Raw genomic sequence first — 25007 nt, forward strand, 5'->3', positions numbered from 1 at the left:
CCAAGGGGAGACGCTTTAGCGCATAGCGTAGCGTTAACGAGTCCGCGAGCGTCTGGGGTCTCCCCAAGTGGAGCAACTGCCGTCATTGGGCATACCCAATACTCAAAAACCTTTTGCTTTGATCCCCTAGATTAGAGTAAAGTAAACAAGTGTAAAGAACATATCATTTTTCTAGTACTCTTTTAAAACAACTTGTTCGCTTTTACCGTTAATATTTGTATAAAAACGTCCATGCAATCTTGTTTTTGGCGACGAATTCTAGTATCTATTGCAATATTTTTCCTGGCTGGGTCAATTTGGGTGATGCATTCTCCCCCAGCACTGGCTTATGACAATCCTGAGTTACTTCCTGACACCTTTACCCCAGTTGTGGATTTAGCTAAATCTCTGCCTGTGCTGCAAGAAGAAAAGCTTGTCAAAGATTTAGAGCAGTTTGAAGCCGATACAGGCTGGAAATTGCGAGTCTTAACCCAATATGACCGCACCCCAGGTCGCGCAGTTATCAAATATTGGGGTTTGGATGACAAAAGCATTCTACTCGTTGCCGATTCTCGTGGCGGTAACATCCTCAGTTTTAGTGTCGGTGATGCTGTTTATAAACTTTTACCCCGGACTTTTTGGATAGAACTGCAAACTCGCTTCGGTAATTTGTATTTTGTCCGCGAACAAGGCGAAGACCAAGCGATTCTACAAGCTTTAGAATCGGTTAAAGGCTGTTTGCTCAAAGGGGGTTGTAATGTTGTCCCCGGACTACCACGAGAGCAGTGGATTCTCACCTTGATTACCTCAGTTATTGGTGGGGTGATTTGTGGATTTGCAGCTCAACCCCGCCAAAAAGGACAAGTTTTTGCTTGGCAATGGGCTTTAATTTTCTCACCTTTGTGGGGAATCTTGTTTATTGCCTTCGGCATTGGGCCAGTTGTGACACGTACAAGCGACTGGTTGCCTTTAGTTCGCAATATCTCTGGGTTTCTCATTGGCGTCTTGGTTGCCTACCTATCTCCTATTTTCAATCGGTCTTCTAGTAATGAGTTATGAGTGAGTAGTTAGGAGTGAATAGTTTAATTAACTTATAACTCCTAACTCCTAACTCTTAACTCTCTGAAGCTGATAAGCTGAAAGCTAATATTTGAGAAGCTCAACAAAAATGGAATGGCACGTAACTGATGCTCAAAGTTTAGCAATCATTGATAGTGAAATTGGCGATCATGTCTTTTCACCCGCAGAGTATGAGATTGTGCGTCGGGTAATCTACGCCACGGCTGACTTTGAGTATAAGTCTTTGATTCGCTTTTCTGAGCGTGCCTTGCAAGCTGGAGCAGCAGCGCTAGCCGCACGTACCACGATTGTGGTAGATGTCCCGATGGTACAAGTAGGTATTGCCTACGATATTCAAAATACCTTTGCGAATCCAGTGTATTGCAGCATGGAAGCTCTCACACGCCCTCAAAAAGAAAAGACTCGCGCAGCATGGGGAATAGAAACTTTAGCAAAGCGTTATCCAGAGGGAATTTTTGTGGTGGGTCAAGCGCAAACGGCCTTGACTGCACTGGTGGATTTAATTGAACTTGAGGAAATTAGACCTGCTTTAATAATCGCAACTCCAGTGGGATTTGTAAATGTTGATGAAGCTAAGGAGCGTTTACAAGACTCTCTAGTACCTCACATTATAATTGACGGCCGCAAAGGTAATGCAGTTGTAGCAGCTGCGATCGTTGATGGGTTGGTAGACTTAGCTTGGCAAGCCTATGGACAAGATGGAAATCGGGGGAGCTAGGAAAGTCGACTCTATGATTATATTTTGTATCCAAAAGAGTATTCATCAATCATTGAATATCCTCATATTTTTCTGAAGTCGTGCCGTTCAAGGAGCCTTTTCTTGTGGTAATTCAAGCTTTCAATTTAAGTGCATATCTTACAATTCCTGTGGTATTAAGTCTTTTGGCTGATGGAGAAGGAATAAAAGTATCTTTAGTTAAAAACGTTCGTCAGGTATCTACTAATAAGGAAATTATCCTATCCAACCGTCAGCTAATTAGCACTACGGTAACTCCAAAAACATACTATGTTAGTGGTGCTGGAAATGACACAAATAGCGGACTCTCTATTTCATCCGCCTTTAGAACAATTCAAAAGGCAGCAAATCTGACTAACCCTGGCGATACAGTATTGATTATGAACGGAGTGTACACAAATTTAGGCAAAGCTGGTAGTGCAGTAAGTATTAGACGTTCTGGAACTGCAAATGCATGGATTAAGTATAAAGCATATCCCGGTCATTTCCCAAAAATTCAGCACAATACATGGAACGGTATCTCGATTTCAAATGGAGCTTCATACATCGAGATAAATGGGCTGGAGGTGATAGGAAATAATCGCAATATAACCCTTGATTATGCAATGAGTCAGAAGACTAACAAACAAAACCCGCTTACAAATGGAAACTGCATCAGTGTGGATGGACGAACAAATGGTCATAGTCGCCATATACGGATTATCAACAACAAGGTACATAAGTGTGGAGGAGCAGGTATTTCAGCGATTGAATCGGATTATGTGATAATAGATAATAACGAAGTGTTCGATAATGCCTGGTATAGTGTTTATGGTAACAGTGGCATTTCAATTTTGAATAGTTGGAACTCTGACAATAAGCGGGGATACAAGATGTTTGTTACTAACAACAAAACCTACAACAATCGCATGTACATCCCTTGGATTGCAGTCGGAAAGATCACAGACGGTAATGGTATTATTATAGATAGTTCTAGAAACGATCAAAATAACTCCAAATTGGATGCATATAAAGGATACACTTTAGTTCAAAATAATCTTGCATTTAATAATGGTGGGTCAGGTATTCATGCATTTTTAAGCGAGCATGTTGATATTGTAAATAACACAGCTGTTTTAAATAATCAAAGTCCAGAACTTAATGGCGGGCAAATATTTGCTTATACATCATCTGATGTCAGAATTCTCAGGAACATTCTCTATGCTTATCCTGGAAAAAATATTAATAATAAGACTAAAAATAAAAACGTTATTTATGATTATAATATCTACATGAATAGTTCTAAGATAAATGTTAAAGGTTCTCACGATATTGTTGCAGGCTCACAATTTTTAAGCAAGTATCCCACTCTAAAAAAAATATCTGGCAATTGGAAATCGCGGTTAGATAAACAAAATCCGCCGACACGACCTTATGTAGAATCTAATTCGGCAGGTTTTGCCTGTGGGACAGTGACTTATCGCTTGCAAGAAAAACTCATCAAAGTGGGATGCTCTCGTTAGCAATCAGGCAGGAAATTCAGGATATGTGAAATAGAAGTCTATACTGCAATACGCTTGGGTGAAGGATTATTGATGTAGACATTGGTCTTTCAAGACGCGATAAATCGCGTCTCTACATCTGGGTTTTGTTGCTCATTCTGAACTGTATTGTCCTATAGCTAATTACCTTTTCAATCCTCTACTCTACGACGCCGCCGACGCGGCTTTTGTTGTTGGTCTTCACGCAAGCGACGACCGACTTCGTTAAAGAAATCTCGGCGCAGATAAGGATAATCGCTAACCCACAGGTCACGATTAGGAAAGTATATATCGCTAAATTCATCAATACTGCTCAAATCTGGGCGATTGGACATCACTACCATTTCTGCAATTTGACCGCGAGTAATAACTTTGTGGGCAGGACGCAATGGCGCTACAAACTCAATGCTAAATCCTGTATCATCACCTATCTCTAAATTTATCTGTTTTTCTCGGTTTTCTACAATCACCAATTCGCCTTTGTTGTTGACTGTTTCGGTTTTACCTATTAACTGGTCTGTAATCCACCAATCTAGGACTCGACCCACGGAAAAAGCCGCCGTATTTATAACGGCGGCATTGTAAATTCCGCATACTTGCTTGAAACACTGGATACCACAGCCAAAAAAAAGCGCTAATTACCCCTAGTACAAATACTATTGAAGCAAACTCAAGCTTGAAAATAACTGTTACAAGCAAAATAACAACTACCGCAACTACAGAAATTAACAGCCGTTGCAAAAAATTTGAGAACTTCCCCCAGTAATATTTGTACTGCAAACCAGTAGCAATTAGGGGGACAACTTGTTCAAATTTCTGGCGAGTCAGTGGTACTAACATGAGTGCTAAGTAATGAATGCCCAATAGTGAGTTTAAAGTATCTTTTCTAATCCATATACTAACGACTTTAACCCTAAGACTTTGCGAATTGCTAGTAGCACTCCTGGCATATAACAAGCGCGATCGCTCGTATCATGTCGTAAAGTATAAATCTGTCCTGCTGCGCCAAAAATCACTTCCTGGTGGGCAATCAATCCCGGCAAGCGCACGCTATGAATTCTAATCCCTTCATCTGCAATACTGCCCCTCGCTCCTGGTAATTTCTCCGTTTCTTCTACAAGAGCAGGGTTAAAAGTTTTACCCAATTCTCCTAGTAACTGGGCTGTTTGAATGGCAGTACCGCTAGGAGCATCAGCTTTTTGGTTGTGATGCAGTTCGATAATTTCCACATGGTCAAAATATTTAGAAGCTGCGATCGCGGCTTGTTGCAACAGTACCATGCCAATGGAAAAATTAGGAATAATTAGGCAACCAGTGCTAGCTTTGTCGGCAAAATCTGCCAAGTCTTGAATTTGTTCTGAACTTAACCCAGTAGTGCCGACTACAGGACGAATACCGTAAGCGATCGCACTGCGAATATTGTCATAAACTGAATCGGGATGGGTAAAGTCTACAATCACCCCTGGAGGAGATTGTCTGTCGCCAGCCACATACCCCAACATCGGTTCTAATTGATTGGTAATTGGCACTTCCAAAGGTTCGCTTAAACCCGCCAACTCCCCGGCATCTTTATCTTGATGTTCTAAACTGTAGTCAATTGCACCCACTAGGTTTAAGTCAGGCGCTTGTGCCACCGCCTTAACCACCTCACGGCCCATTTTGCCAGCAGCACCGTTGACAATAACCGGTATAGGAGCTTGATTCGTCATAGGTCGAGAAATACTTTTTGAGTCAACAAGGGAATTGTAAAGACTTTCGCGATCTAGTAGCTAGCTTCTCAAATCTCTGGCTTAATTCCACCTACCCTGAATTGTGCAGTTAATCGCTTAGTTTTTCTACTCTCCAAAAAATTGGTTCTCGTTTTTATTGCACTATCTTATTCAGTAACCCGTTTTATTTGCCGCTCGTACTACCCTGATAAGTAATCCTTATAAAATATATCAGTCTTTGTTTGTCAAGTCTAGTTGACCATTTGTAATATTATTGTTATATTTATTTACATAGCTTAGTAAAGCGCCAAAGCAAGCTGCATAGCTAAAATTGCACCTTGTCTATTTCCTATATAGTTTTGGTTGCATTGGGTGTTAACTAAGAAAAACAGACTTCGGTTTTGCAATATCCCATCGACATTTGGACTTCTCCCATCTACCTCGGCATTAAGTCGGGGTTTTTTATGTTCTCGATTAGCCCTTTATTTAACTTTTATTTAGTAGTTATTGTTGATTTAATTATTTAGGTTGCGGTACTACATTAAAAAAAGATTTAAAAATACTTCAGCAGTATAACTCAGGGCAATTTCTCCCAAAGTGAAATCCAAATATTGAGTTCCTCGTTTGGAATAAAATCTTTACTCTTAGATAAATATTTAATGATTGATAACCGGTTCTTAATCAACCTTAGTTTTCTGAAATCTTCAAGTTCGCTATCAAACTTTTTTTGAGTTTCTTCTGGATTCTTGGCTGCTAAAGCTTCTCTCCAATCTGCTGCTTTAACTAATGCTTCTTGATAGGAAATATGTAAATTATCAAAAAACCAATTAACAATCTGCTGTACATCGAGAACTGGATTCCCTGGAATAGCACCAAATTTTAGGATCGTGTAAGCTCGTAATCCCATTAAGGAATATAGATAGCTCTCAGAAAAACTAGGATTATTTTCAGCTAAAAATTCGTAAACTGAAGTTGCGATCTCTGCCCAAGCAAGGCTTTCTGAATGAGATTCCTTAGATTCTTCATTGGCTAGTTCTTGCGCTCTGAAAGTAGAGATTTCAGCCAAACCAAGCCAGTTAAATTTTTCTGGTACTTGCTGTGGCTCTGCCCAAACCATTCTCAACCAAGCTTGTACTTGCTCTGGCTCTTTTTGAAGTAGAACTATTAAGAAATTTGTTGCTTCACTTTCAGCCATAGTTAATGATGAAGTCAAGGAAACTTCCGGTCTCGCACTTCTGCGGCATAATCTTGGACGGCTTTGGTAATTGTCTCGCGTAGATTTGTGTAAACTTTGGCGAATGGTGGATGCTTCTGGGCCAGTCCAAGGACATCTGAAGTAACTAAAACTTGTCCATCGCAGTGAACTCCCGCACCAATACCAATTGTGGGAATAGTCAATTTTTGTGAAATCTGCATTGCTAAATCTGCGGGGATATGCTCTAAAACTAGAGAAAATACACCAGCTTGTTCGAGAGCGATCGCTTCTTGTAAAATCCTCTCACTGGCTTCTTGCGTCTTACCTTGTTGTCGCAAACCCAGTTGATGTATTGATTGCGGTGTCAAACCCACATGACCCATAACCGGAATTCCGGCTTCTACCAAACGAGTCACAGTTTCAGCGATCGCAGGATAGCCACCTTCTAACTTTACCGCTTGAGCGCCCGTTTCCTTTAGTACCCGCCCAGCTGAGTGCATCGCTTGTTGGAGACTTTCTTGATACGTCAAGAATGGTAAATCTACTACTACTAATGCCCGTTTCACCCCACGGCGCACAGCTTTAGCATGATATATAATTTCATCTAAAGTAATTGGCAGTGTTGTTTCATACCCTAAAACTACTGCCATAGAGTCACCCACGAGGATTAAGTCTACACCAGCTGCGTCGAGGAGTTGAGCGATCGCATAATCCCAGGCAGTCAACGCCACAATTGAACGTCCCTGTTGTTTCCATTGAATTAATTGCTGGGTAGTGATTGCCATTGCCAATTTTAGATTTTAGATTTTAGATTTTGGATTTTTTGTCCTTTGTCTTCTGTCCTTAGCAAATGACTAATGACAAAGGACAAAGGACAAACGACTAATCATTTAACGGCGCGACTGAATGCAATATGGGGTTTTGCACTGTCTGTTTTGGGCATTAACCACGCTAGACCCTTCACTAGTACCAATCCATAATTTATTGGCGATGTCAGGTGCAAGGGTAAGAACCCGACTAGAAGGAAGTCCAGCAACTTCTGGGTCTAATACGGCTCCTGTATTTGGATCTAATCGTAACAAACCATTATTAGTCCCGACCCAGACACTACCATCTTTAGCAAAACGTATCGCCGTTACATCACGCCCACGCAGACGAGTTACAGACCGCAACACTGCACCAGTTTTTGGGTTAATAACTAGCAAATTATTCGGCATTCCCGCCCAAATTAACCCTTCTGGACTAATAGCTAAAGCTTGTACAGTCGTCCCTGGCAAATCAGCTATTCGCTTCATAATCGCAGCACTAGCAGTATTTACCCGCACCAACCCATCCAGAGTACCAACCCACAATTGACCTTCAGCATCTAAAGTCAGGGCATTAGCACTGACACCGGGCAGATTTTTTAATGTTGTCATAATCAAGCCTTGGTCGGGACTAATTAGGGCTAAACCGCTATCGGTTCCAGTCCACAAATAACCTCGTTTGTCAAGTAACAGTGACAACACGCGTTTAGAAGGCAAAAATAAATTCTGTGCGGTGATTTCATTAGTTCGAGGGTCTACTCGAACTAGTCCGCCATAACTTCCCACCCACAAACGTCCTACTTTGTCTTGGGCTAAAGCACCAATGGCAACATTTGGTAAGCTAACACGAGAAATAATCTTGCCGGTTTTAGGATCGATTCGCGATAGTCCCCGCCAAGAACCTACCCAAAGATTGCCTGTAACATCTGCCAGTAAGTTACCAACACGATAATCAGTTTCTGGCGAATTTTCTTCAACTCCCCGCTCATCGGGCAAAGATTCTACTCGCGGTGGCGGTGCGGAAGCTGGGTAAGCGGGAGTTACATCAGATGAATTAATCTCAGGGGTTTTTTGCGCCCATCCCATATTTGGCAAAGCTATCAACCCCAGCAAGATAGAAGTAATTAATAAACTAGTACGCTTGTAAAACAATACCACGGTGACATTTCCTTTGGAGACAGTACCCATAGCATTTACCTAAACTGGCTTTGGGTTAATTTCAGTGTTCCCCTAGCTGGGATTTTTTAAACATTGGGGATTGGGGACACAACTCTTGGAGAGGCTATGCCAACGACAAGCGGTAGTTGAATCTCGACTCACTTCGACGCCGCGGTAGTTGAGCGCAGTCGAAACTCAGTGCAAGTAGCTCGATTACCGCGCACTCGAAACTCAGTGTATTGTTGGGAACAGGGGATTTCGCCATCGCCCTCATCTTTTCAGTTCTTTACAGTTATTAATGACATTTTGTAAAGTATTTGTAACAAAAAGTTTAAATCTTTATGTAATAACAAAATTAAATAGATAAGTTAAAAACTTTCAAAGAATAACTTATCGAATTCTTGATATATTGTGAAACAAGTTACAAATTACGTGGTGTGCAATTCTTTTATCTTTTGCTCACCACTCTGCTAAATCTCTGTCAAGTAAATTCTTTTCTGGTGTCTTTTCCGTCAAAGGGAAAGATATAAGGAGTGTAAAGGCGGGAATGTGTGCCAGCCAGCCCAATCCCCTGAATACCCGAATTTATGGGGGAATTATCTAAATCAAGCCGCAAAGTGCGGAAGTTTTGGTGAAATTGAGAAGAGAAGGTTTAGTTGGGTGCGAAGAAGAGGTAAAAAAGAATTTTGATTTTTAGCAAGAGGGAATAGTAGAAGCGCTAGGTCGTGTACCCCTAGAAGGGGAAAACACTGGTGAGGAGGGCTACCACCGCTATCCATTGTGTCCGCCGCAAAAAAACTGCTAACCTTTGCCAAAGGCAACTCCTAACAAAAAATTTTTCCGATCTTCCCCTCGCTCAGGGGGGCAAGAGCGGGGTGAGGGGAAGTTGCACAAAACGTGATTTGATAATTAACAAGAGTGATTTCAGGGAAGGATAAAATTATGTCTTACGCTCAAACGAAGACTCAGAGCAAATCTGGGTATCAAGCCGGGGTTAAAGATTACAGACTAACTTATTACACACCGGATTACACACCAAAAGATACCGATCTTCTAGCTGCGTTCCGTATGACACCTCAGCCTGGTGTTCCTCCCGAAGAAGCAGGTGCGGCTGTTGCGGCTGAATCCTCCACAGGTACTTGGACAACTGTGTGGACAGATTTGCTCACCGACCCTCGATCGCTACAAAGGTCGTTGCTATGACATCGAACCAGTTCGGGGCGAAGACAACCAGTACATTTGTTACGTTGCCTATCCTTTGGACTTATTTGAAGAAGGCTCTGTAACCAACGTATTGACCTCAATTGTCGGTAACGTATTTGGTTTCAAAGCTCTACGGGCACTGCGTCTAGAAGACATCCGTTTTCCAGTAGCTTACATCAAGACCTTCCAAGGGCCTCCTCACGGTATCCAAGTTGAGCGCGATAAGTTAAACAAATACGGTCGTCCTTTGTTGGGTTGTACCATTAAGCCCAAATTGGGTCTTTCCGCTAAGAACTACGGACGCGCTGTATACGAGTGCTTACGCGGTGGTTTGGACTTCACCAAAGACGACGAAAACATTAACTCCGCACCATTCCAAAGATGGCGCGATCGCTTCTTGTTCGTCGCTGAAGCTATCAACAAATCTCAAGCAGAAACCGGTGAAATCAAAGGTCACTACCTAAACGTCACCGCTCCTACCTGTGAAGAAATGCTGAAGCGGGCTGAGTACGCTAAAGAACTCAAAATGCCCATCATCATGCATGACTACCTCACCGCAGGTTTCACCGCCAACACTACATTGGCTCGTTGGTGCCGCGATAACGGTCTATTGCTGCACATTCACCGTGCGATGCACGCTGTAATTGACCGTCAAAAGAACCACGGTATTCACTTCCGTGTATTGGCTAAAGCTCTACGTTTGTCTGGTGGCGACCACATCCACACTGGTACAGTAGTTGGTAAGTTGGAAGGTGAGCGCGGCATCACAATGGGCTTCGTTGACCTGTTGCGTGAAAACTACATTGAGCAAGACAAGTCTCGTGGTATCTACTTTACCCAAGACTGGGCTTCTCTACCTGGTGTAATGGCAGTTGCTTCTGGTGGTATCCACGTATGGCACATGCCCGCGCTAGTAGAAATCTTTGGTGATGACTCCGTACTACAGTTCGGTGGTGGTACTCTGGGACACCCTTGGGGTAACGCTCCTGGTGCAACTGCTAACCGCGTTGCCTTAGAAGCCGTTGTTCAAGCTCGTAACGAAGGCCGCAACTTGGCTCGTGAAGGTAACGATATCATCCGTGAAGCTGCCAAGTGGTCTCCTGAACTGGCTGCTGCTTGCGAACTGTGGAAAGAAATCAAGTTCGAGTTTGAAGCAATGGATACCGTCTGATCTGGGTTAACAGTTAAGAGTTAAGAGTTAGAAGTAGAGACGCGATTCATCGCGTCTGTACAAGAGTTAGGATTTGCATTAATTCCTAACTCATAACTCATAACTCATAACTCTTCAGGGCTGGGGTCAAGCATGAATCTTAAGCAAATTGCGAAGGACACAGCCAAAACTCTCCAAAGCTATCTGACTTATCAGGCTCTAAGGACAGTATTGGCACAGCTAGGTGAAACTAATCCGCCATTAGAACTTTGGTTGCACAACTTTTCGTCTGGCAAAATTCAAAATGGTGAGTCATTCATTGAGCAACTGTTGCGAGAAAAACCAGATTTGGCTTTGCGAATCATGACTGTCAGAGAACACATTGCGGCAGAAATTGCAGAATTTTTACCGGAAATGGTTCGCACTGGCATTCAGCAAGCCAACATGGAGCAGCGTCGCCAGCATTTAGAACGCATCACACAAATAGACACATCTAACCCCAGTCTGCAATCAGAACAGCAAACACCTTCAGATCGAGATTTGGATAACTTATCCAATTAGTTCGGTCAATCTACTAGTAAAAATCGCAACCCATTATCAAAAGCTATGCAAACTCTACCAAAAGAGCGTCGTTACGAAACCCTTTCTTATCTTCCCCCTCTGTCTGATGCTCAAATCTCTAAACAAGTCCAGTACATCTTGAATCAAGGTTACATTCCTGCGATCGAGTTTAACGAAACTTCTGAGCCAACAGAATTATATTGGACAATGTGGAAGTTGCCTTTGTTCGGTGCTAAATCTACTCAAGAAGTATTGAGCGAAGTTCAAGGATGCCGTTCTCAATTTAACAACAGCTATATCCGTGTTGTGGGTTTTGATAACATCAAGCAGTGCCAAGTTCTCAGCTTTCTTGTTCACAAACCCAACAGATACTAAGTCTAGTAAGTTGGAATTAATCATGGGATAGTTGAAGTAACTTGTCTATCCCTGTATAGGAGAGGTAGAATTATCTGCCTCTCTTTTTTATCGAACAGAATTCAGGAGCCAGAATTTAGTTGGGAATTCTGTACGCTGACGGATAGTGTAAAGCCTTCTCTTCTCCTGTCGGAGACGCTTCTCTACCAGAAACGTCTTGATTCTGATACCAATTCAATTAATGATTACAACACATCCTTGGGTAAAGACGCGATGAATCGCGTCTCTACAAATGGTCTATTTGTCACATTCTTTTTTCAAATTGGTATGACAATTCTGACTCCTGAATTCTTCTTCAAAATTAGGCGTTAGGGAACATAAGCATTTATACTTACCATCTAATACATTATCCGAAGCGTCCCGGTTGGTGGGAGAATAAAGACGAGAAATGATGCAAGCCTTGTGTTATCTCCAGCCCAAAGGAATCTGTAGAAATGTGGAAACGAATTGTATTAATTTTGCTATTGGTGTTGAGCTTCAGTCTGAGTAATTCGGATGTAGCGGTTGCGGCTGGACTTAAAAGCTTTGTAGACAGTGGTGATGGCTATCAGTTTTTATATCCTAACGGCTGGCTGCCAGTTAAAGTTGCCAATGGCCCAGATGTGGTTTTCCACGATTTGATTGAGGTGTCTGAAAACGTTTCGGTTGTGATTAGCCCAGTTCCTGAAGGCAAAACTTTGTCAGAATTGGGAACCCCAACAGAAGTAGGATACAAATTAGGAAAAGCAGCTCTTGCGCCTCCCGATTCTGGTCGTTCGGCTGAATTAGTCAATGCTGCGCAGCGAGAAGTAGATGGTAAAACATATTACCTTTTAGAGTATGAGGTTAAACTCCCCAATCAACAACAACGACACAACATCGCCAGCGTTGCTGTGAGTCGTGGTAAACTTTTTACCTTCAACGCCTCAATTCCTGAAAAACGCTGGCAGAAAGTTAAACGAATGATTGATGAGGTCGTTAATTCTTTTTCTGTTTATTAATTAGGGAGTAGAAAATGGGGAATGGGGAATTGGGAATGGGGAATAAGAAAGAAACTTAATTACAATGCCCAATGCCCAATGCCTAATTAACAATTTTTCTAAAATCTCATGAAAATTCCACCTTTTGTACTTGCTTCAGCTTCTCCAGCCCGACGCCGCTTGCTGCAAACTGTTGGTATTGAACCAATAGTTCAACCTAGTGACTTTGATGAGTCGCAAATTGAACTAAGTGAACCAGCAGAATTGGTCAAAACTCTTGCCCAGTATAAAGCAGAAACTGTAGCCCCACAGTTTCAATCAGCTTTGATTATGGGTTGTGATTCAGTTTTGTCCATCAATGGTGAAATTTATGGCAAACCAGCAGACTTCTCGGAAGCGATCGCTCGTTGGCAGATAATGCAAGATAACTTTGGCGACTTGTACACAGGTCACGCCTTAATTGACCATCAGCAAAACCGTACTTTAGTCAAGTCAAGAGTTACAAGAGTTTACTTTGCTCAAATGAACGAGAAAGCAATTAAAGCTTATGTTGCCACAGGTGAACCGCTCAAGTGTGCTGGTGCTTTTGCCATTGAGGGTTTTGGAAGTTTCTTTGTAGAAAAAATTGAAGGCTGCCACAGCAATGTAATTGGACTCAGTTTACCTCTGCTGCGGCAGATGTTAAGTGAATTGGGATACGATGTCACTGATTTCTGGCAGGAATAGTCATCTGTCTAAAGTCAATAACCAATGACTAATGACTAATGACTAATAACTAAATTGCCTGATATTGAGTATTGCCTCTCCATGATCTGGAATCCAGGCTAGCCACTCATCTGCTGAAACCGGACACAATAAAAGTGCTTCGTCAAAACTAAAGGGGTTGGGAAGTTGCAAAAGGTTTACCCAAGTAGAAGCTTTGAACCTCTGTAAGCCTTCGAGATTATTGTGCTTTCTTGTATATACAGCAAAATCCGGTTTATAAGAATCTAGTTTCATAGCTTTCTATTAGCCTTCACAAATGGGCTAATCTAAAATTATTTCTGTAACCTAGACTACAAAATAAATAATCCTTGTGAAAAGTATCTGTCTTATAAATTTACGTTGGCTGAGTGTAAGTGTTTGCTTATATTGCAGACCACAACAGGTATGGCACGACAGGTTGTAGACTGGCCATTAGATCGCATTCCCAACTAGAATATGTCATTTACTTCTATGCCCTCGCTGCGCGAGCAACAACATCCCCTAATTCGTCAGCTAGCTGATTGTATTGAGGCAGCTTGGCATCAGCACCTAGATTTATCCCCTTACTATTTGCCTAATGAGTTGGGGTATGTGGAAGGTAGATTAGAAGGCGAAAAACTGACGATTGAAAACCGTTGCTATCAAACGCCCCAGTTTCGGAAAATGCACTTGGAACTGGCAAAAATCGGCAATATGCTGGATATTTTGCACTGCGTCATGTTTCCCCGTCCAGAATACAACCTGCCGATGTTTGGTTGTGATTTAGTTGGGGGTAGAGGTCAAATTAGTGCAGCGATCGCAGACCCTTTCTCCTATTCAAGTAGAACGCACCTTACCAGAATCTTATACTTCGGCACTGACACAGCTAACAGTGCTTAACTTTTCCCAACCCCGTGAATTACCAGAATGGGGAAATATTTTTTCGGATTTCTGCATCTTTGTCCGCCCCAGTTCTCCTGAAGAAGAAACAATGTTTCTCTCGCGGGTGCGAGAATTTTTAGACATTCATTGCATCCAAGCGATCGCCTCACATCCTGTTTCAGTTGAACAAGTCACCCAAAATCTCGCCGGACAACACAACTACTGCACCAAACAGCAGCAAAACGATAAAACCCGCCGCGTACTTGAAAAAGCCTTTGGCCCAGCTTGGGCAGAAAATTATATGACCACAGTTTTATTTGACCTCCCAACTTAATCATCTCCTCCATCACCCTCATCTCCCCCATCTGTAGGCTCTGCTACGTTTTCAGCTAACGGATAAATGTAGAATTCATTCAACGAGAGTTTTATGGAGTTCCAAAACAGCAACAGGGAGAATAGCAAGGTCTTTGAAGCGAATATCACAAAATGGTTTGTTGTCTTGGTAAGTGCAAACAACTAGAGACAGCTAACTCATTGACCAGAAAGTTAAGGAAACTCTGATGTTAGGAATGTTCAAGTTGATAGACATTTTTTAGTTAGTTAATCGTTGATTCACTTAAGGAAGACTAACTTTTGTAGCAAGATTGTGTCTAACAAAGGCAACAGTCTATTTTTGATGTTTCTTTTCAATTTTGTGACTAACTATAGCTGTAGTGAATGTAGCAGTAAAGTACCGCATCATACCAATTGAGAATTTTTTATAAAGATGCGATATATCGCATCTCTATATCTAGATTCATACTGCTTGTGAATTCTGCTAACTCCGATTGTACTCATGTCTCAATAATACTCAGAGTTATTGAATAACCAGCTACTATAGCATTTCTCAGTTTCAATACAGACCTAACCCCGCCCCTTAGTAAGCCTCAAAGCCGTTTGGAGAAAGGTCAAAGTGTATTGCATACATAATGAGCGGTTATAGAAAACACCATTTTGTTAAGCCATAGTGTTGAACGTTCATCACACAATCGATTTTTAAGCCATACCCAGCTTGAAACCACGTTGTTTGTCCTAACAGCTAGCTGTTGATTAAAAACCTTTTTATTTATTACTTCCATTAGCACAATTCAGGTAAATGGGCAACATATTATGTCAAGGGTGACTGAAAAGCCGAAACCAAGTGAACAGACACTAAATCATGAACAACCTAAGATTTGGTGGGGTATCGCTGTAGCCGTGCCAGTAGTAATCGCCGCTGGCATACTAGGTACGGCTAAAATCGAGCAGTTAAGAAAACTAACTACATCCGCACCCGTAATGCCATCTACCAATAGCATTAGTGCTGTAGGGCGTTTGGAACCGCGAGGCGAAGTTGTTAAATTGTCCGCCCCATCATCAGGATTAGCACCATCATCACGAATTCAGCAACTTCTGGTGAAAGAGGGCGAACAGGTAAAGCAAGGTCAAATTGTGGCAATTTTAGACAACCGCGATACCCAAGTAGCCGGACTACAAGAAGCAAAAGCGAAAGTCCAAGAAGCCCGTGCGAATTTAGCGCAAGTCAGGGCTGGCTCTCCAAGGGATATTCAAGCTCAAAGAGCAGTTATTGCTCGCCTACAAGCGCAGTTAATTGGCGAAAGGAATGCAGCGCAAGCAACGATCGCAAGGGTTGCAGCTCAGTTAAGCGGTGATAAACTTGTCCAACAAGCAACCGTGAATCGCCTAGAAGCTGAACTTAGTGGGCAAAGAGATGCTCTAAGAGCAACGGTTGTACGTATTCAAGCCGAACAGCGCAATGCTCAAGTCGATGCCGGACGCTATGATTATTTATACAAAGAAGGTGCTATTTCTCAGCAAGAACGAGACAGAAGACGCTTGAGTGCAATAACTGCTAATCAGCAGGTGGCTGAAAGCCAAGCTACCTTAAAGCAGACATTAGCAACTTTGCGACAGCAACTTGCTGAGGCTAGAGCCAACCAAATACAAAATTTAGCAACTTTGCAACAGCAGTTAATCGAAGCTAAAGTTAACCGCGATAAAACTGTCGCAACTTTGCAAAGACAAATCGATGAAGAAAAGGCCAAACTAAGCAGAATTTTAGATGTTAGTCCTACCGATGTGCAAGTAGCGCAAGCCCAAGTTAGTAATGCGATCGCAAATGTCAGAAAAGCCGAAGCAGAACTGAGATTGAGCTACGTTCAAGCACCAATCGCTGGAGAGATTTTAAAGATTTACACCAAATCGGGTGAAGCGATCGGCGCAAATGGCATTGCTGAACTTGGCCAAACCAAGCAAATGTTTGTAATTGCTGAAGTTGCTGAAGACAGCATTGCTAAAGTGCGTCTTGGTCAAAATGCTACTATCACCAGTGATAACGGCGCATTTAACGGTGAATTAAAGGGAACTGTCACTGAAATTGGCAGAAAAATTGGTAAAAAAGATGTATTGAATACAGATCCAGCCGCAGATGTAGATGCCAGAGTTGTAGAAGTTAAAATTGCTCTGTCTCCAGAAGATAGCCAGAAAGTTTCTGGTTTAACTTACGCCAAAGTTCTTGTGGATATTAATAACTAATTAAGTTATAGGTGAGCAGTAATTCAAATCCATAATTTGATATTTTGGATTAAAAATATGATTCAATAGTCTGTTTAATCAATTTTAAACATTCTATCAATCCGGTACGGGTGTCACCATAATGGGTTGAAAATCTAAAATCGCTACACTTGTTGAGACGCCTATAAAATGAATCAAAAAATACCTCTGTCGTGGCTACAACTGACAAGGGAAAAAACTCGCCTAGCTGTGGCATTAGCAGGAATTGCTTTTGCCGATATTTTAATGTTTATGCAACTCGGCTTTCGAGATGCTCTGTATTATAGTAACGTAAGATTTCATAACAGCTTACAAGGCGATATTGTTTTAATTAATAGTCAATCTAACGCTATATTGGCGATGAGAAGCTTTTCTCAGCGACGGTTATATAAAGCTTTAGAATTACCCGCAGTTCAATCTGTACATCCGATCTATTTGGACTTTACAATCTGGAAAAATCCTGTAACCGGGCGTCCTCGGAGTATCCTAGTTTTTGGAATGAACCCAGAAACTAACTTAGTTAACTTACCTGGAGTTCAGGAAAATTTAGATAAACTTAAACTACCTGATGTAGTTCTATTTGACCGTTCTTCTAGGGTAGAGTATGGGCCGATCGCTGCTAATTATGACCAAGGAAAGCCTGTAACGGCAGAAGTCCGAAGGCGGCGAGTTAAAGTAGAAGGACTCTTTACATTAGGTGCATCATTTGGTGCAGATGGTAATTTAATTACGAGCGATATCAACTTTCTGCGAATATTTAGCAATCGCCAAAAAGGATTAATTGATATTGGGCTAATTAGATTAAAGCCGGGAGCAGATGCTAATGTTGTGGCCCAACAATTACGAAAGTATTTACCTAATGAAGTAAATGTTTTAACTAAACAAGAATTTATTGATTTTGAGCGGAGTTACTGGGCGAATAGTACAGCTATTGGCTTTATTTTCACATTAGGGACTGTTATGGGTTTCATTGTGGGGACTGTAATTGTTTATCAAATTCTTTATACAGAAGTTGCAGACCACTTAGCCGAGTACGCTACCCTTAAGGCGATAGGTTATACACAAAACTATTTATTGACAGTTATTCTTCAAGAAGCTTTATTATTAGCAGTTTTAGGATATTTTCCTGGAATAGTTTTTGCCTTATTTATGTATAACAGTGCCAGAAATGCCACACTTTTACCAGTTTTTATGAGTTTTGAGCGGGCTGTAATGGTATTGATTTTGACTATGCTGATGTGCATTATTTCTGGTGCGATCGCAGTTAGAAAATTACGCTCTGCCGATCCAGCAGATATTTTTTAACTAATCTAATTTTAATTAAAAAATATTAATAATAAATTGGACTTATGCTCATAACTAGCAAATTTAATTTCTGACAGTCACTAAAGTTAAAATTTGAAATACTAATTTACAACTAACAAAAGCATGATGGAAAAAGAACCTGTAATCGCCATTAAAAATCTCAATCACTTCTATGGCAAAGGCGCACTGAGAAAACAGATATTATTTAATATAAACCTAAACATTTATCCAGGTGAGATTGTGATTATGACCGGGCCATCAGGTTCAGGTAAAACAACATTACTGAGCTTAATTGGTGGTTTGCGGTCTGTACAAGAGGGAAGTTTAAAATTTTTAGGTGAAGAACTTATTGGCGTCAGTCAAAACAAATTAGTGCAGATGCGACGCAACATTGGTTATATTTTCCAAGCTCACAATTTGCTAGGGTTCTTGACAGCCAAGCAAAATGTGCAAATGGCGGTAGAATTGAACGATAATATTTCTCAAGCAGAAGCAATGGCTAAATCTAAAGCTATGCTGGGGTCTGTTGGTCTAGAAGAACGAGTTGATTACTACCCAGATAATCTTTCTGGTGGACAAAAGCAAAGAATTGCGATCGCCCGCGCCTTGGTGAATCGTCCCCCCTTGGTACTAGCAGACGAACCAACAGCAGCATTAGATAAACAATCAGGACGCGATGTCGTGGAAATAATGCAGAGTCTAGCCAAAAATCAAGGAACTACTATCTTATTGGTGACACACGACAACCGTATTTTAGACATAGCCGATCGCATCGTCGAAATGGAAGATGGTCTTTTAACCCGTAATTCCCCCAATACAGTTATTCAGTCATGATTTTTAGTCATTTGTCCTTTGTTCTTTGTCATTTTGCTCATTTAGCTAGTAACTCTTGACTAATGACCATTGACCAATACTTTTCTACGAGAGGCTGCGTCAACGATAAAGCTTAGTACAAGTGTCCGATAATGACCAATGACCAATGACCAATGACTAATGACCAATGACCAATGACAACCATAATTTATTGTCTAGCCGAGCCTGATTTTTTAATTCCAGGTGACTTTGGTGGAGTTGGAGTATTTGGTTGGCGACTGGTACGGAAAGTTACATTCACACCTTCATTCGATTGTTCCAGTACTAGTAGAGGCGTAGGTTTAGCCTTTTGATCCCAATGCATGGTAGCAATCCGACCTTGAATTATTGGTTGCCAACTATCTTCGTCTTCTATCGGGCTTAAATAAGTTTCTATACAATCAATAATTTGACTAATAGTAGCAGAAGTTGCTTGCGTCGGTAACTTCATTAACTTGATTTGAATCCGAAACAGCACTCGTTTAGCAGAATTCCCTGGACTACCAGTTTCATACTCGACATCAAAAATTTCATCTACTTGTCGTCCAGCACTATTAGCAATTCCAACCGATCCTTGTTGGGCTTGACTTGGACGCAGGGCTTGAGAAATTTTTTCTTTGATCTGAATCTTTATTTGATTAAGAATTGCAAAGTGAAACACCTCCTCTGACATCCGCATCCGCAGATAATCCAGGTTAAAATCCCGTGAGTTCACCAAATCGGGATTAGTTTCCATTTTGCGAATTGTTTCCAGCGCCAGCTTAAACTTTTTCTCTAATTCTCGCGCGCGGAATTGTTCAAACTTAAGTTTTTTCTCCAGCTTATCCTTCTGGAGTTTAATATACACAATCAAAGCAATCACCACTAAAGCCAGTCCTCCAGAAGTTACCAACAATAATGGTGGCATTTGAGGATTACTTGCTGGCACTTCCTGGGATGCCTTTTTAGTAGCCTTTTTCCCAGAGGATTGGGCAAGAAACATTGAAGTGGACATGGTGGGAAACTGAAAAACTTGACTCCTGATGTTTAGGATGCCCAAATCTTTAAGGTCATCTTGCTGTATGATTAATATTTTTTACAGCCTTTTACAAACCGTATATGTCCAGAGATTTGAGCCTCGCTCCCCTATCTGAGGTTTCATCTACAAACTTGAGCAAGATTCGTCTGATAGCCACAGATATGGATGGCACCTTGACTAGACGAGGAAAATTTACTCCCGCACTGCTACAAGCTTTAGAGGATTTAGCAGCAGCTGCCATTAAAGTTCTAATTGTCACTGGACGTTCGGCTGGATGGGTAAGTGGATTGAGTAGTTTGATGCCAGTGGTAGGTGGGATGGCAGAAAATGGCGGTTTGTTCTTTCCACCTGGAAATCAGAAACCAATAGTCTTAACACCCATTCCTGATTTAGTTCAACATCGCCAGCACTTGGCTACGACTTTTGAGAATTTACAAACTAAATTTCCCCAAATCCAAGAATCTGCTGATAATCGCTTTCGCGTCACCGACTGGACTTTTGATGTAGCTGGTTTGCGTGAAGACGAACTACAAACCCTAGATAATCTCTGTCAACAAATGGGTTGGGGATTTACCTATAGCAACGTGCAGTGTCACATTAAACCTCAAGGACAAGATAAAGCAGTGGGATTATTGCAAGTATTGCGCGAATATTTGCCCCAGTACTCACCAGAACAAATTGTGACTGTTGGCGATAGTCCCAATGATGAAAGTTTATTCGATCGGCGTTATTTTCCTGTTTCTGTAGGCGTGGCTAACGTGCTGGAATATGTGAATCAATTGAAATATCAGCCTGCTTACATTACCACTGCTGCCGAAGGGGAAGGATTTTGTGAGTTATCTAGTTATATTTTGAAAAGCTTGCACATCTCAACTTAGAGAGAAGTAGAGTTGTTCTACAATAATCTCGTAGCACTGAAATTACAACCATGACGGCTACTTTACCTGTTAGTGTCGAATCAGAAATCTTCTACCCCAGTGCTGATGGTCAACCAGTGGCAGAAACCTACGACCACCTTTATGCTTTACTAACTACCTTAGAAGTCCTGAAACAGTATTTGGCAAATCGTCAGGCAACAGTATTAGGAAATCAATTTCTTGGTGTTGCATAATTAAGGGATGAACTGTCCTAATTGTGCATCTACTCATATACGTAAGAACGGGCATCGTCGTGGTAAGCAGAACTACATCTGTGTGCGATGCGATCGCCAATTTGTAGAATCATATTCAAAGCGAGGTTATTCAGATGAAATTAAGAGACAATGTTTGACAATGTATGTTAATGGTACAGGTTTTCGAGCAATTGAGCGACAAACAGGAGTTAACCATAATACGGTAATTCAATGGGTGAAACAAGCCGCAGACCCCTTACCTGATGCACCGCCGAGTATTGAAATTCCTGAAGTAACCCAAGTGGATGAATTGGAAACTTTTGTTGGTAAAAAAAAACAAGAAATGGATTTGGACGGCAGTAAATAAAAGCTATTCGGGAATTCTCGCCTGGGTATTAGGAGACCGTAGTGCAAAAACCTTTGAAAAGTTATGGAAGATTATCAAGTGTTGGAGAAGCTATTTTTATGTAACAGATGGATACCCGGTTTATCCATGTTTTATTGATCATGGAGATCATATTGTTAAGAAAACATATATGACGAGAGTTGAAGGAGAAAATACAAGATTAAGACATTATTTGGCTCGCCTCCATCGTAAGACTTTGTGTTATTCCAAATCAGAGGAAATGCTTAGGCTTTCAATTAAATTATTACTTCATTACCTCCATGACGGTTTTGTCACCCTTTAAGCCTAATTCATCCCGCAAATATGCAACACCAATTTCTTTACTATGCACAGGGTTTTCCGAAGTTGCGGGTAGCCCCAGATGTAATGGTAATTTTTGATGTTACACCTGGCGGTCGAGACAACTATAAAATCTGGGAAGAAGGTCAAGTACCCACAGTTATTTTTGAAATGACATCTTTTGGAACTAAGGGACAAGACGAAATCTTCAAAAAGACCCTCTATGAGCAGCTAGGTGTCAAAGAATACTGGCTATTTGACCCTAAAAGCGAGTGGGTGGAACAACAGTTACGTGGCTATCGCCTGCGGGGAGAAATCTACGAACCTATACAGGATGGACGCACTGAACCCTTACAACTGCACTTGGTAGTTGAGGGAAGGCTAATTGGGTTTTATCGAGAAGATACCGGGGAAAAATTACTGATCCCTGACGAACTGGCACAGGCTTTAAGGCAGGAAGTTTTAGCAAGACAGCAGCAGAAGAACTGGTAGAACAAGAACGCCAACGAGCTGAACAAGAACGCCAACGAGCTGAACAAGCAGAATTGCAAATAGAACAGTTAAAGGTAAGGTTGCGTTCGCCCTTGGCGTTGGCGCAGCCATCGCTCAATGTAGACACCGATACTATTGAGTAACACGCACCAGAAGTTGCTATAGCTACGTGCATCGTAGACGTACTAGGTGTTATAAACAAGTAGACAATTTGTTACCTGTGTGTTTGCCACATTTATTACTTGAGACAGAATACAATAGATGAATCTCTAGCGCGTTTCAATCTAGCAAGTCTCAACAATACTGATTTTATAGAGAAGACTGTTTTATACAGTCATTCGCAAGCAAAACTGAATCAAAGGATAAATAAACCGCCAGCCTTTTAAGAACCCTGAGACGCTAAGAGACTAATAGATACTTGAAGCAGAGGTTGGTGTTTTATTTCTAACTTCCACTAAAAAGTCCAAGACCAATGTCAAGTCAAGAATTTACCTTTAAATATTGAGGTATAAAATTATGCAAGAAATTGAAAGATTCTTTGGCAACTTGTTCAGTGGCATAATCAACCGCTTTAAGTATTCTGCGATGGACGCTGCCGATCGCAAAATGAGAGAAACCATCGACGATCAGATCGAACAACGGCGACAAAAACCTAAACCCGAAGATTGAGAAGACCGCTAGTAGACCTTTAAAACAGCAAGATTTTCATTAATAGTGCTGCCCAATTGTTGAGTAGGCAGCGCTATTTTCTTGGACTCACTCGATCCAGCAACTACAACTCTTCAGAATATGTTAACCTAGTATGGTTAACTAATCTCGCACATCTAAGAATTCGGGTGTTTCCCGATTGGGAAATACACTTGGATGGAGGTTTAACCCGAATCGGAGTTGAAAAATATATGCCAGTAGTTTCATTGGCTCAAATGATGGAGTCAGGGGTTCACTTTGGGCATCAGACCCGGCGTTGGAACCCAAAAATGTCTCCTTACATTTATACTTCCCGCAATGGTGTACATATTATCGACTTGGTGCAAACTGCCCAGTTGATGGATAATGCTTACAACTACATGCGATCGCACGCAGAACAAGGGAAGAAATTTCTTTTTGTCGGTACTAAGCGCCAAGCAGCTGGAATTATTGCCCAAGAAGCTAGCCGTTGTGGTTCCCACTACATTAACCAACGCTGGTTGGGCGGAATGTTGACCAACTGGGCAACCATCAAAACACGGGTTGACCGTCTGAAAGATTTAGAACGCCGTGAGGAAAGTGGCGCACTAGATTTATTACCGAAAAAAGAAGCATCAATGCTACGTCGGGAAATGACGAAGCTTCAGAAATACTTGGGCGGTATTAAGACAATGCGAAAAGTGCCCGATATCGTGGTAATCGTAGACCAACGCCGGGAATATAACGCAGTTCAAGAATGCCAAAAGCTGAATATTCCCATTGTGTCCATGTTGGATACAAACTGTGACCCCGATGTAGTAGATATCCCCATCCCAGCAAACGACGATGCTATCAGGTCAATTAAGCTGATAGTCGGAAAATTGGCAGATGCCATTTATGAAGGTCGTCATGGTCAGCTGGATGTTGAGGATGATTACGAAGATTACGACGGTAGTGAGTATGACGATGACTACGAAGAAAGCGAATATACTGATGCCGTAATTCCCGACGAGGAAACAGAAGAATAGTGCTGAATCAAGAGTGCTAAGTCCTGAGTAAGATAGAAAGACTCAGCAAATTGAATAGTGCTGAGTCTTGATTTTTGAAGTTGTAAGTTGTGATTTGTCAATGAAGAATAAAATTGATAACTGAACGCTCAAAACTCAGCACGGGCTAAACGCCGAGCTAACGCTAACAAAACTCAGTACTCAGTACTAAATTAAGTGATTACAACTCGAGGTCAAGTTAGGAATTGAGGGAACATGGCGGAAATATCTGCAAAACTCGTCCAAGAGCTACGCCAAAAAACTGGTGCTGGCATGATGGACTGCAAAAAGGCGCTAATAGAGACTAATGGCAACGTAGAAGAAGCTGCGGATTGGCTACGGAAAAAGGGTATCTCTAAAGCGGGAGCAAAAAGCGATCGCATTGCGGCAGAAGGTTTAGTAGACACTTACATTCAGCCTGAAGGTCGAGTGGGTGTACTCATAGAGGTCAACTGCCAAACCGACTTTGTTGCTCGTAACGAGGCTTTTAAAGCTTTAGTTAAGAATCTAGCAAAGCAAGCAGCGACAGCTAATAGTGTTGAGTCTTTGCTGGCTCAACCCTATATTGATAATGAAAGTGCGACTGTAGAAGAATTTATCAAGCAAACCATTGCCACCCTTGGTGAAAACATCCAAGTGCGCCGCTTTGTTAATTTTGCAATAGCAGAAGGGACACAAGGTGTAGTAGACAGCTACATTCACACTGGCGGTCGAGTTGGTGTATTAGTAGAACTGGGTTCCCAAACTGAGTCAGTGGCTGCTAATTCAGAGTTCCAAACCTTGGCACGGAACACTGCAATGCAAGTTGCGGCTTGTCCCAATGTCGAGTATGTGAGCGTAGACCAAATCCCCGCCGAAATTGCCCAAAAGGAAAAAGACATTGAAATGGGCAAGGATGATTTGGCGAACAAGCCTGAAAACATCAAAGAAAAGATTGTTCAGGGACGGATTGAAAAACGCCTGAAAGAATTAACTTTGCTCGATCAGCCCTACATTCGCGATCAGAGTATTTCCGTAGAAGACCTGATCAAACAAGTCAAGGCTCAATTAGGTGAAGAGATTCAAGTGACTCGCTTTGTCCGTTATATACTGGGCGAAGGCATTGAAAAGCAAGAAATCAGCTTTGCCGATGAAGTCGCTGCACAAATGGGTACTAAGTAATATT

20 protein-coding genes and 6 pseudogenes are annotated in these 25007 nt (G+C 41.6%); 19 read left to right on the plus strand and 7 right to left on the minus strand.

Annotated features, from left to right (window positions below; genetic code table 11):
- Positions 1-231: 231 nt before the first annotated feature.
- The 3 genes from NSTCB13_RS11165 to NSTCB13_RS11175 all read left to right on the plus strand — a co-directional run bounded on the left by NSTCB13_RS11165 (position 232) and on the right by NSTCB13_RS11175 (position 3297).
- A complete protein-coding gene (locus tag NSTCB13_RS11165) occupies positions 232-1038 on the plus strand; it encodes a TPM domain-containing protein (protein ID WP_445629606.1) in 807 nt (268 codons plus the stop codon).
- A gap of 109 nt (positions 1039-1147) precedes the next feature.
- Positions 1148-1777, plus strand: coding sequence for a precorrin-8X methylmutase (locus NSTCB13_RS11170; RefSeq protein WP_448272417.1), 630 nt, complete (start codon positions 1148-1150; stop codon positions 1775-1777).
- A gap of 104 nt (positions 1778-1881) precedes the next feature.
- Positions 1882-3297, plus strand: a complete 1416-nt coding sequence (locus NSTCB13_RS11175; RefSeq protein ID WP_448272418.1) for a right-handed parallel beta-helix repeat-containing protein — start codon at positions 1882-1884, stop codon at positions 3295-3297.
- A 170-nt stretch (positions 3298-3467) separates the two neighbouring features.
- Here NSTCB13_RS11175 and NSTCB13_RS11180 read toward each other — a convergent pair.
- The 5 genes and pseudogenes from NSTCB13_RS11180 to NSTCB13_RS11200 form a co-directional block, all read right to left on the minus strand.
- Positions 3468-4155 (minus strand): annotated as a pseudogene (locus NSTCB13_RS11180) (phosphate ABC transporter permease).
- 32 nt (positions 4156-4187) lie between these two features.
- Entirely contained in the window at positions 4188-5024 is an 837-nt protein-coding gene (dapB, locus tag NSTCB13_RS11185) for a 4-hydroxy-tetrahydrodipicolinate reductase (RefSeq protein WP_448269853.1), read from the minus strand.
- A gap of 577 nt (positions 5025-5601) precedes the next feature.
- Complete coding sequence (locus NSTCB13_RS11190; RefSeq protein ID WP_448272419.1) at positions 5602-6219, minus strand: hypothetical protein; 618 nt, start codon at positions 6217-6219, stop codon at positions 5602-5604.
- A 14-nt stretch (positions 6220-6233) separates the two neighbouring features.
- Positions 6234-7004 (minus strand): 3-methyl-2-oxobutanoate hydroxymethyltransferase, encoded by a 771-nt coding sequence (gene panB, locus NSTCB13_RS11195; protein WP_445629610.1) that lies wholly within the window; start codon positions 7002-7004, stop codon positions 6234-6236.
- Between the two features lie 101 nt (positions 7005-7105).
- Positions 7106-8213: pseudogene (locus NSTCB13_RS11200) on the minus strand (ligand-binding sensor domain-containing protein).
- A gap of 912 nt (positions 8214-9125) precedes the next feature.
- Between NSTCB13_RS11200 and NSTCB13_RS11205 the strand changes: the two are divergent.
- The 5 genes and pseudogenes from NSTCB13_RS11205 to NSTCB13_RS11225 all read left to right on the plus strand — a co-directional run bounded on the left by NSTCB13_RS11205 (position 9126) and on the right by NSTCB13_RS11225 (position 13196).
- A pseudogene (locus tag NSTCB13_RS11205) lies at positions 9126-10557 on the plus strand (form I ribulose bisphosphate carboxylase large subunit).
- A gap of 132 nt (positions 10558-10689) precedes the next feature.
- Complete coding sequence (gene rcbX / locus NSTCB13_RS11210) at positions 10690-11097, plus strand: RuBisCO chaperone RbcX (RefSeq protein WP_448272420.1); 408 nt, start codon at positions 10690-10692, stop codon at positions 11095-11097.
- Between the two features lie 45 nt (positions 11098-11142).
- Positions 11143-11472 (plus strand): ribulose bisphosphate carboxylase small subunit, encoded by a 330-nt coding sequence (locus NSTCB13_RS11215; RefSeq protein ID WP_322696505.1) that lies wholly within the window; start codon positions 11143-11145, stop codon positions 11470-11472.
- A gap of 473 nt (positions 11473-11945) precedes the next feature.
- Complete coding sequence (gene psbP, locus NSTCB13_RS11220; protein WP_445629614.1) at positions 11946-12491, plus strand: photosystem II reaction center PsbP; 546 nt, start codon at positions 11946-11948, stop codon at positions 12489-12491.
- Between the two features lie 108 nt (positions 12492-12599).
- Complete coding sequence (locus tag NSTCB13_RS11225; RefSeq protein ID WP_445629615.1) at positions 12600-13196, plus strand: Maf family protein; 597 nt, start codon at positions 12600-12602, stop codon at positions 13194-13196.
- 42 nt (positions 13197-13238) lie between these two features.
- Here the strand turns inward: NSTCB13_RS11225 and NSTCB13_RS11230 are convergent, their stop codons facing one another.
- Positions 13239-13469, minus strand: coding sequence for a hypothetical protein (locus NSTCB13_RS11230; RefSeq protein ID WP_445629616.1), 231 nt, complete (start codon positions 13467-13469; stop codon positions 13239-13241).
- A 201-nt stretch (positions 13470-13670) separates the two neighbouring features.
- Between NSTCB13_RS11230 and NSTCB13_RS11235 the strand changes: the two are divergent.
- The 4 genes and pseudogenes from NSTCB13_RS11235 to NSTCB13_RS11250 all read left to right on the plus strand — a co-directional run bounded on the left by NSTCB13_RS11235 (position 13671) and on the right by NSTCB13_RS11250 (position 18806).
- Positions 13671-14409, plus strand: a pseudogene (locus NSTCB13_RS11235) (phycocyanobilin:ferredoxin oxidoreductase).
- A gap of 815 nt (positions 14410-15224) precedes the next feature.
- Entirely contained in the window at positions 15225-16649 is a 1425-nt protein-coding gene (locus NSTCB13_RS11240; RefSeq protein ID WP_448272421.1) for an HlyD family efflux transporter periplasmic adaptor subunit, read from the plus strand.
- A 168-nt stretch (positions 16650-16817) separates the two neighbouring features.
- Positions 16818-17972 carry an ABC transporter permease DevC gene (devC, locus tag NSTCB13_RS11245; RefSeq protein WP_445629619.1) on the plus strand — a complete coding sequence of 385 codons (1155 nt, stop codon included), beginning with the start codon at positions 16818-16820 and terminating at the stop codon, positions 17970-17972.
- 126 nt (positions 17973-18098) lie between these two features.
- Positions 18099-18806 (plus strand): DevA family ABC transporter ATP-binding protein, encoded by a 708-nt coding sequence (locus NSTCB13_RS11250; RefSeq protein ID WP_445632266.1) that lies wholly within the window; start codon positions 18099-18101, stop codon positions 18804-18806.
- Between the two features lie 187 nt (positions 18807-18993).
- On the opposite strand, the gene NSTCB13_RS11255 is transcribed toward NSTCB13_RS11250, so the two are convergent.
- Positions 18994-19818 carry a hypothetical protein gene (locus NSTCB13_RS11255; protein ID WP_445629620.1) on the minus strand — a complete coding sequence of 275 codons (825 nt, stop codon included), beginning with the start codon at positions 19816-19818 and terminating at the stop codon, positions 18994-18996.
- A 104-nt stretch (positions 19819-19922) separates the two neighbouring features.
- Here NSTCB13_RS11255 and NSTCB13_RS11260 point away from each other — a divergent pair, with 104 nt between their 5' ends.
- The 7 genes and pseudogenes from NSTCB13_RS11260 to tsf all read left to right on the plus strand — a co-directional run bounded on the left by NSTCB13_RS11260 (position 19923) and on the right by tsf (position 25003).
- A complete protein-coding gene (locus tag NSTCB13_RS11260) occupies positions 19923-20720 on the plus strand; it encodes an HAD-IIB family hydrolase (RefSeq protein WP_448272422.1) in 798 nt (265 codons plus the stop codon).
- 50 nt (positions 20721-20770) lie between these two features.
- Positions 20771-20941, plus strand: a pseudogene (locus NSTCB13_RS11265) (Uma2 family endonuclease); the annotation flags it as partial.
- A 19-nt stretch (positions 20942-20960) separates the two neighbouring features.
- Positions 20961-21528 (plus strand): annotated as a pseudogene (locus NSTCB13_RS11270) (IS1 family transposase); the annotation flags it as partial.
- A 134-nt stretch (positions 21529-21662) separates the two neighbouring features.
- A complete protein-coding gene (locus NSTCB13_RS11275) occupies positions 21663-22130 on the plus strand; it encodes a Uma2 family endonuclease (protein WP_448272423.1) in 468 nt (155 codons plus the stop codon).
- Between the two features lie 501 nt (positions 22131-22631).
- Complete coding sequence (locus tag NSTCB13_RS11280; protein ID WP_448272424.1) at positions 22632-22799, plus strand: hypothetical protein; 168 nt, start codon at positions 22632-22634, stop codon at positions 22797-22799.
- A 230-nt stretch (positions 22800-23029) separates the two neighbouring features.
- Positions 23030-23824 carry a 30S ribosomal protein S2 gene (gene rpsB, locus NSTCB13_RS11285; protein ID WP_448272425.1) on the plus strand — a complete coding sequence of 265 codons (795 nt, stop codon included), beginning with the start codon at positions 23030-23032 and terminating at the stop codon, positions 23822-23824.
- Between the two features lie 234 nt (positions 23825-24058).
- On the plus strand, positions 24059-25003 hold the full coding sequence (tsf, locus tag NSTCB13_RS11290) for a translation elongation factor Ts (protein ID WP_448272426.1): 945 nt from the start codon (positions 24059-24061) through the stop codon (positions 25001-25003).
- Positions 25004-25007 lie beyond the last annotated feature (4 nt).

The organism is Nostoc sp. DSM 114160, assembly GCF_053470305.1.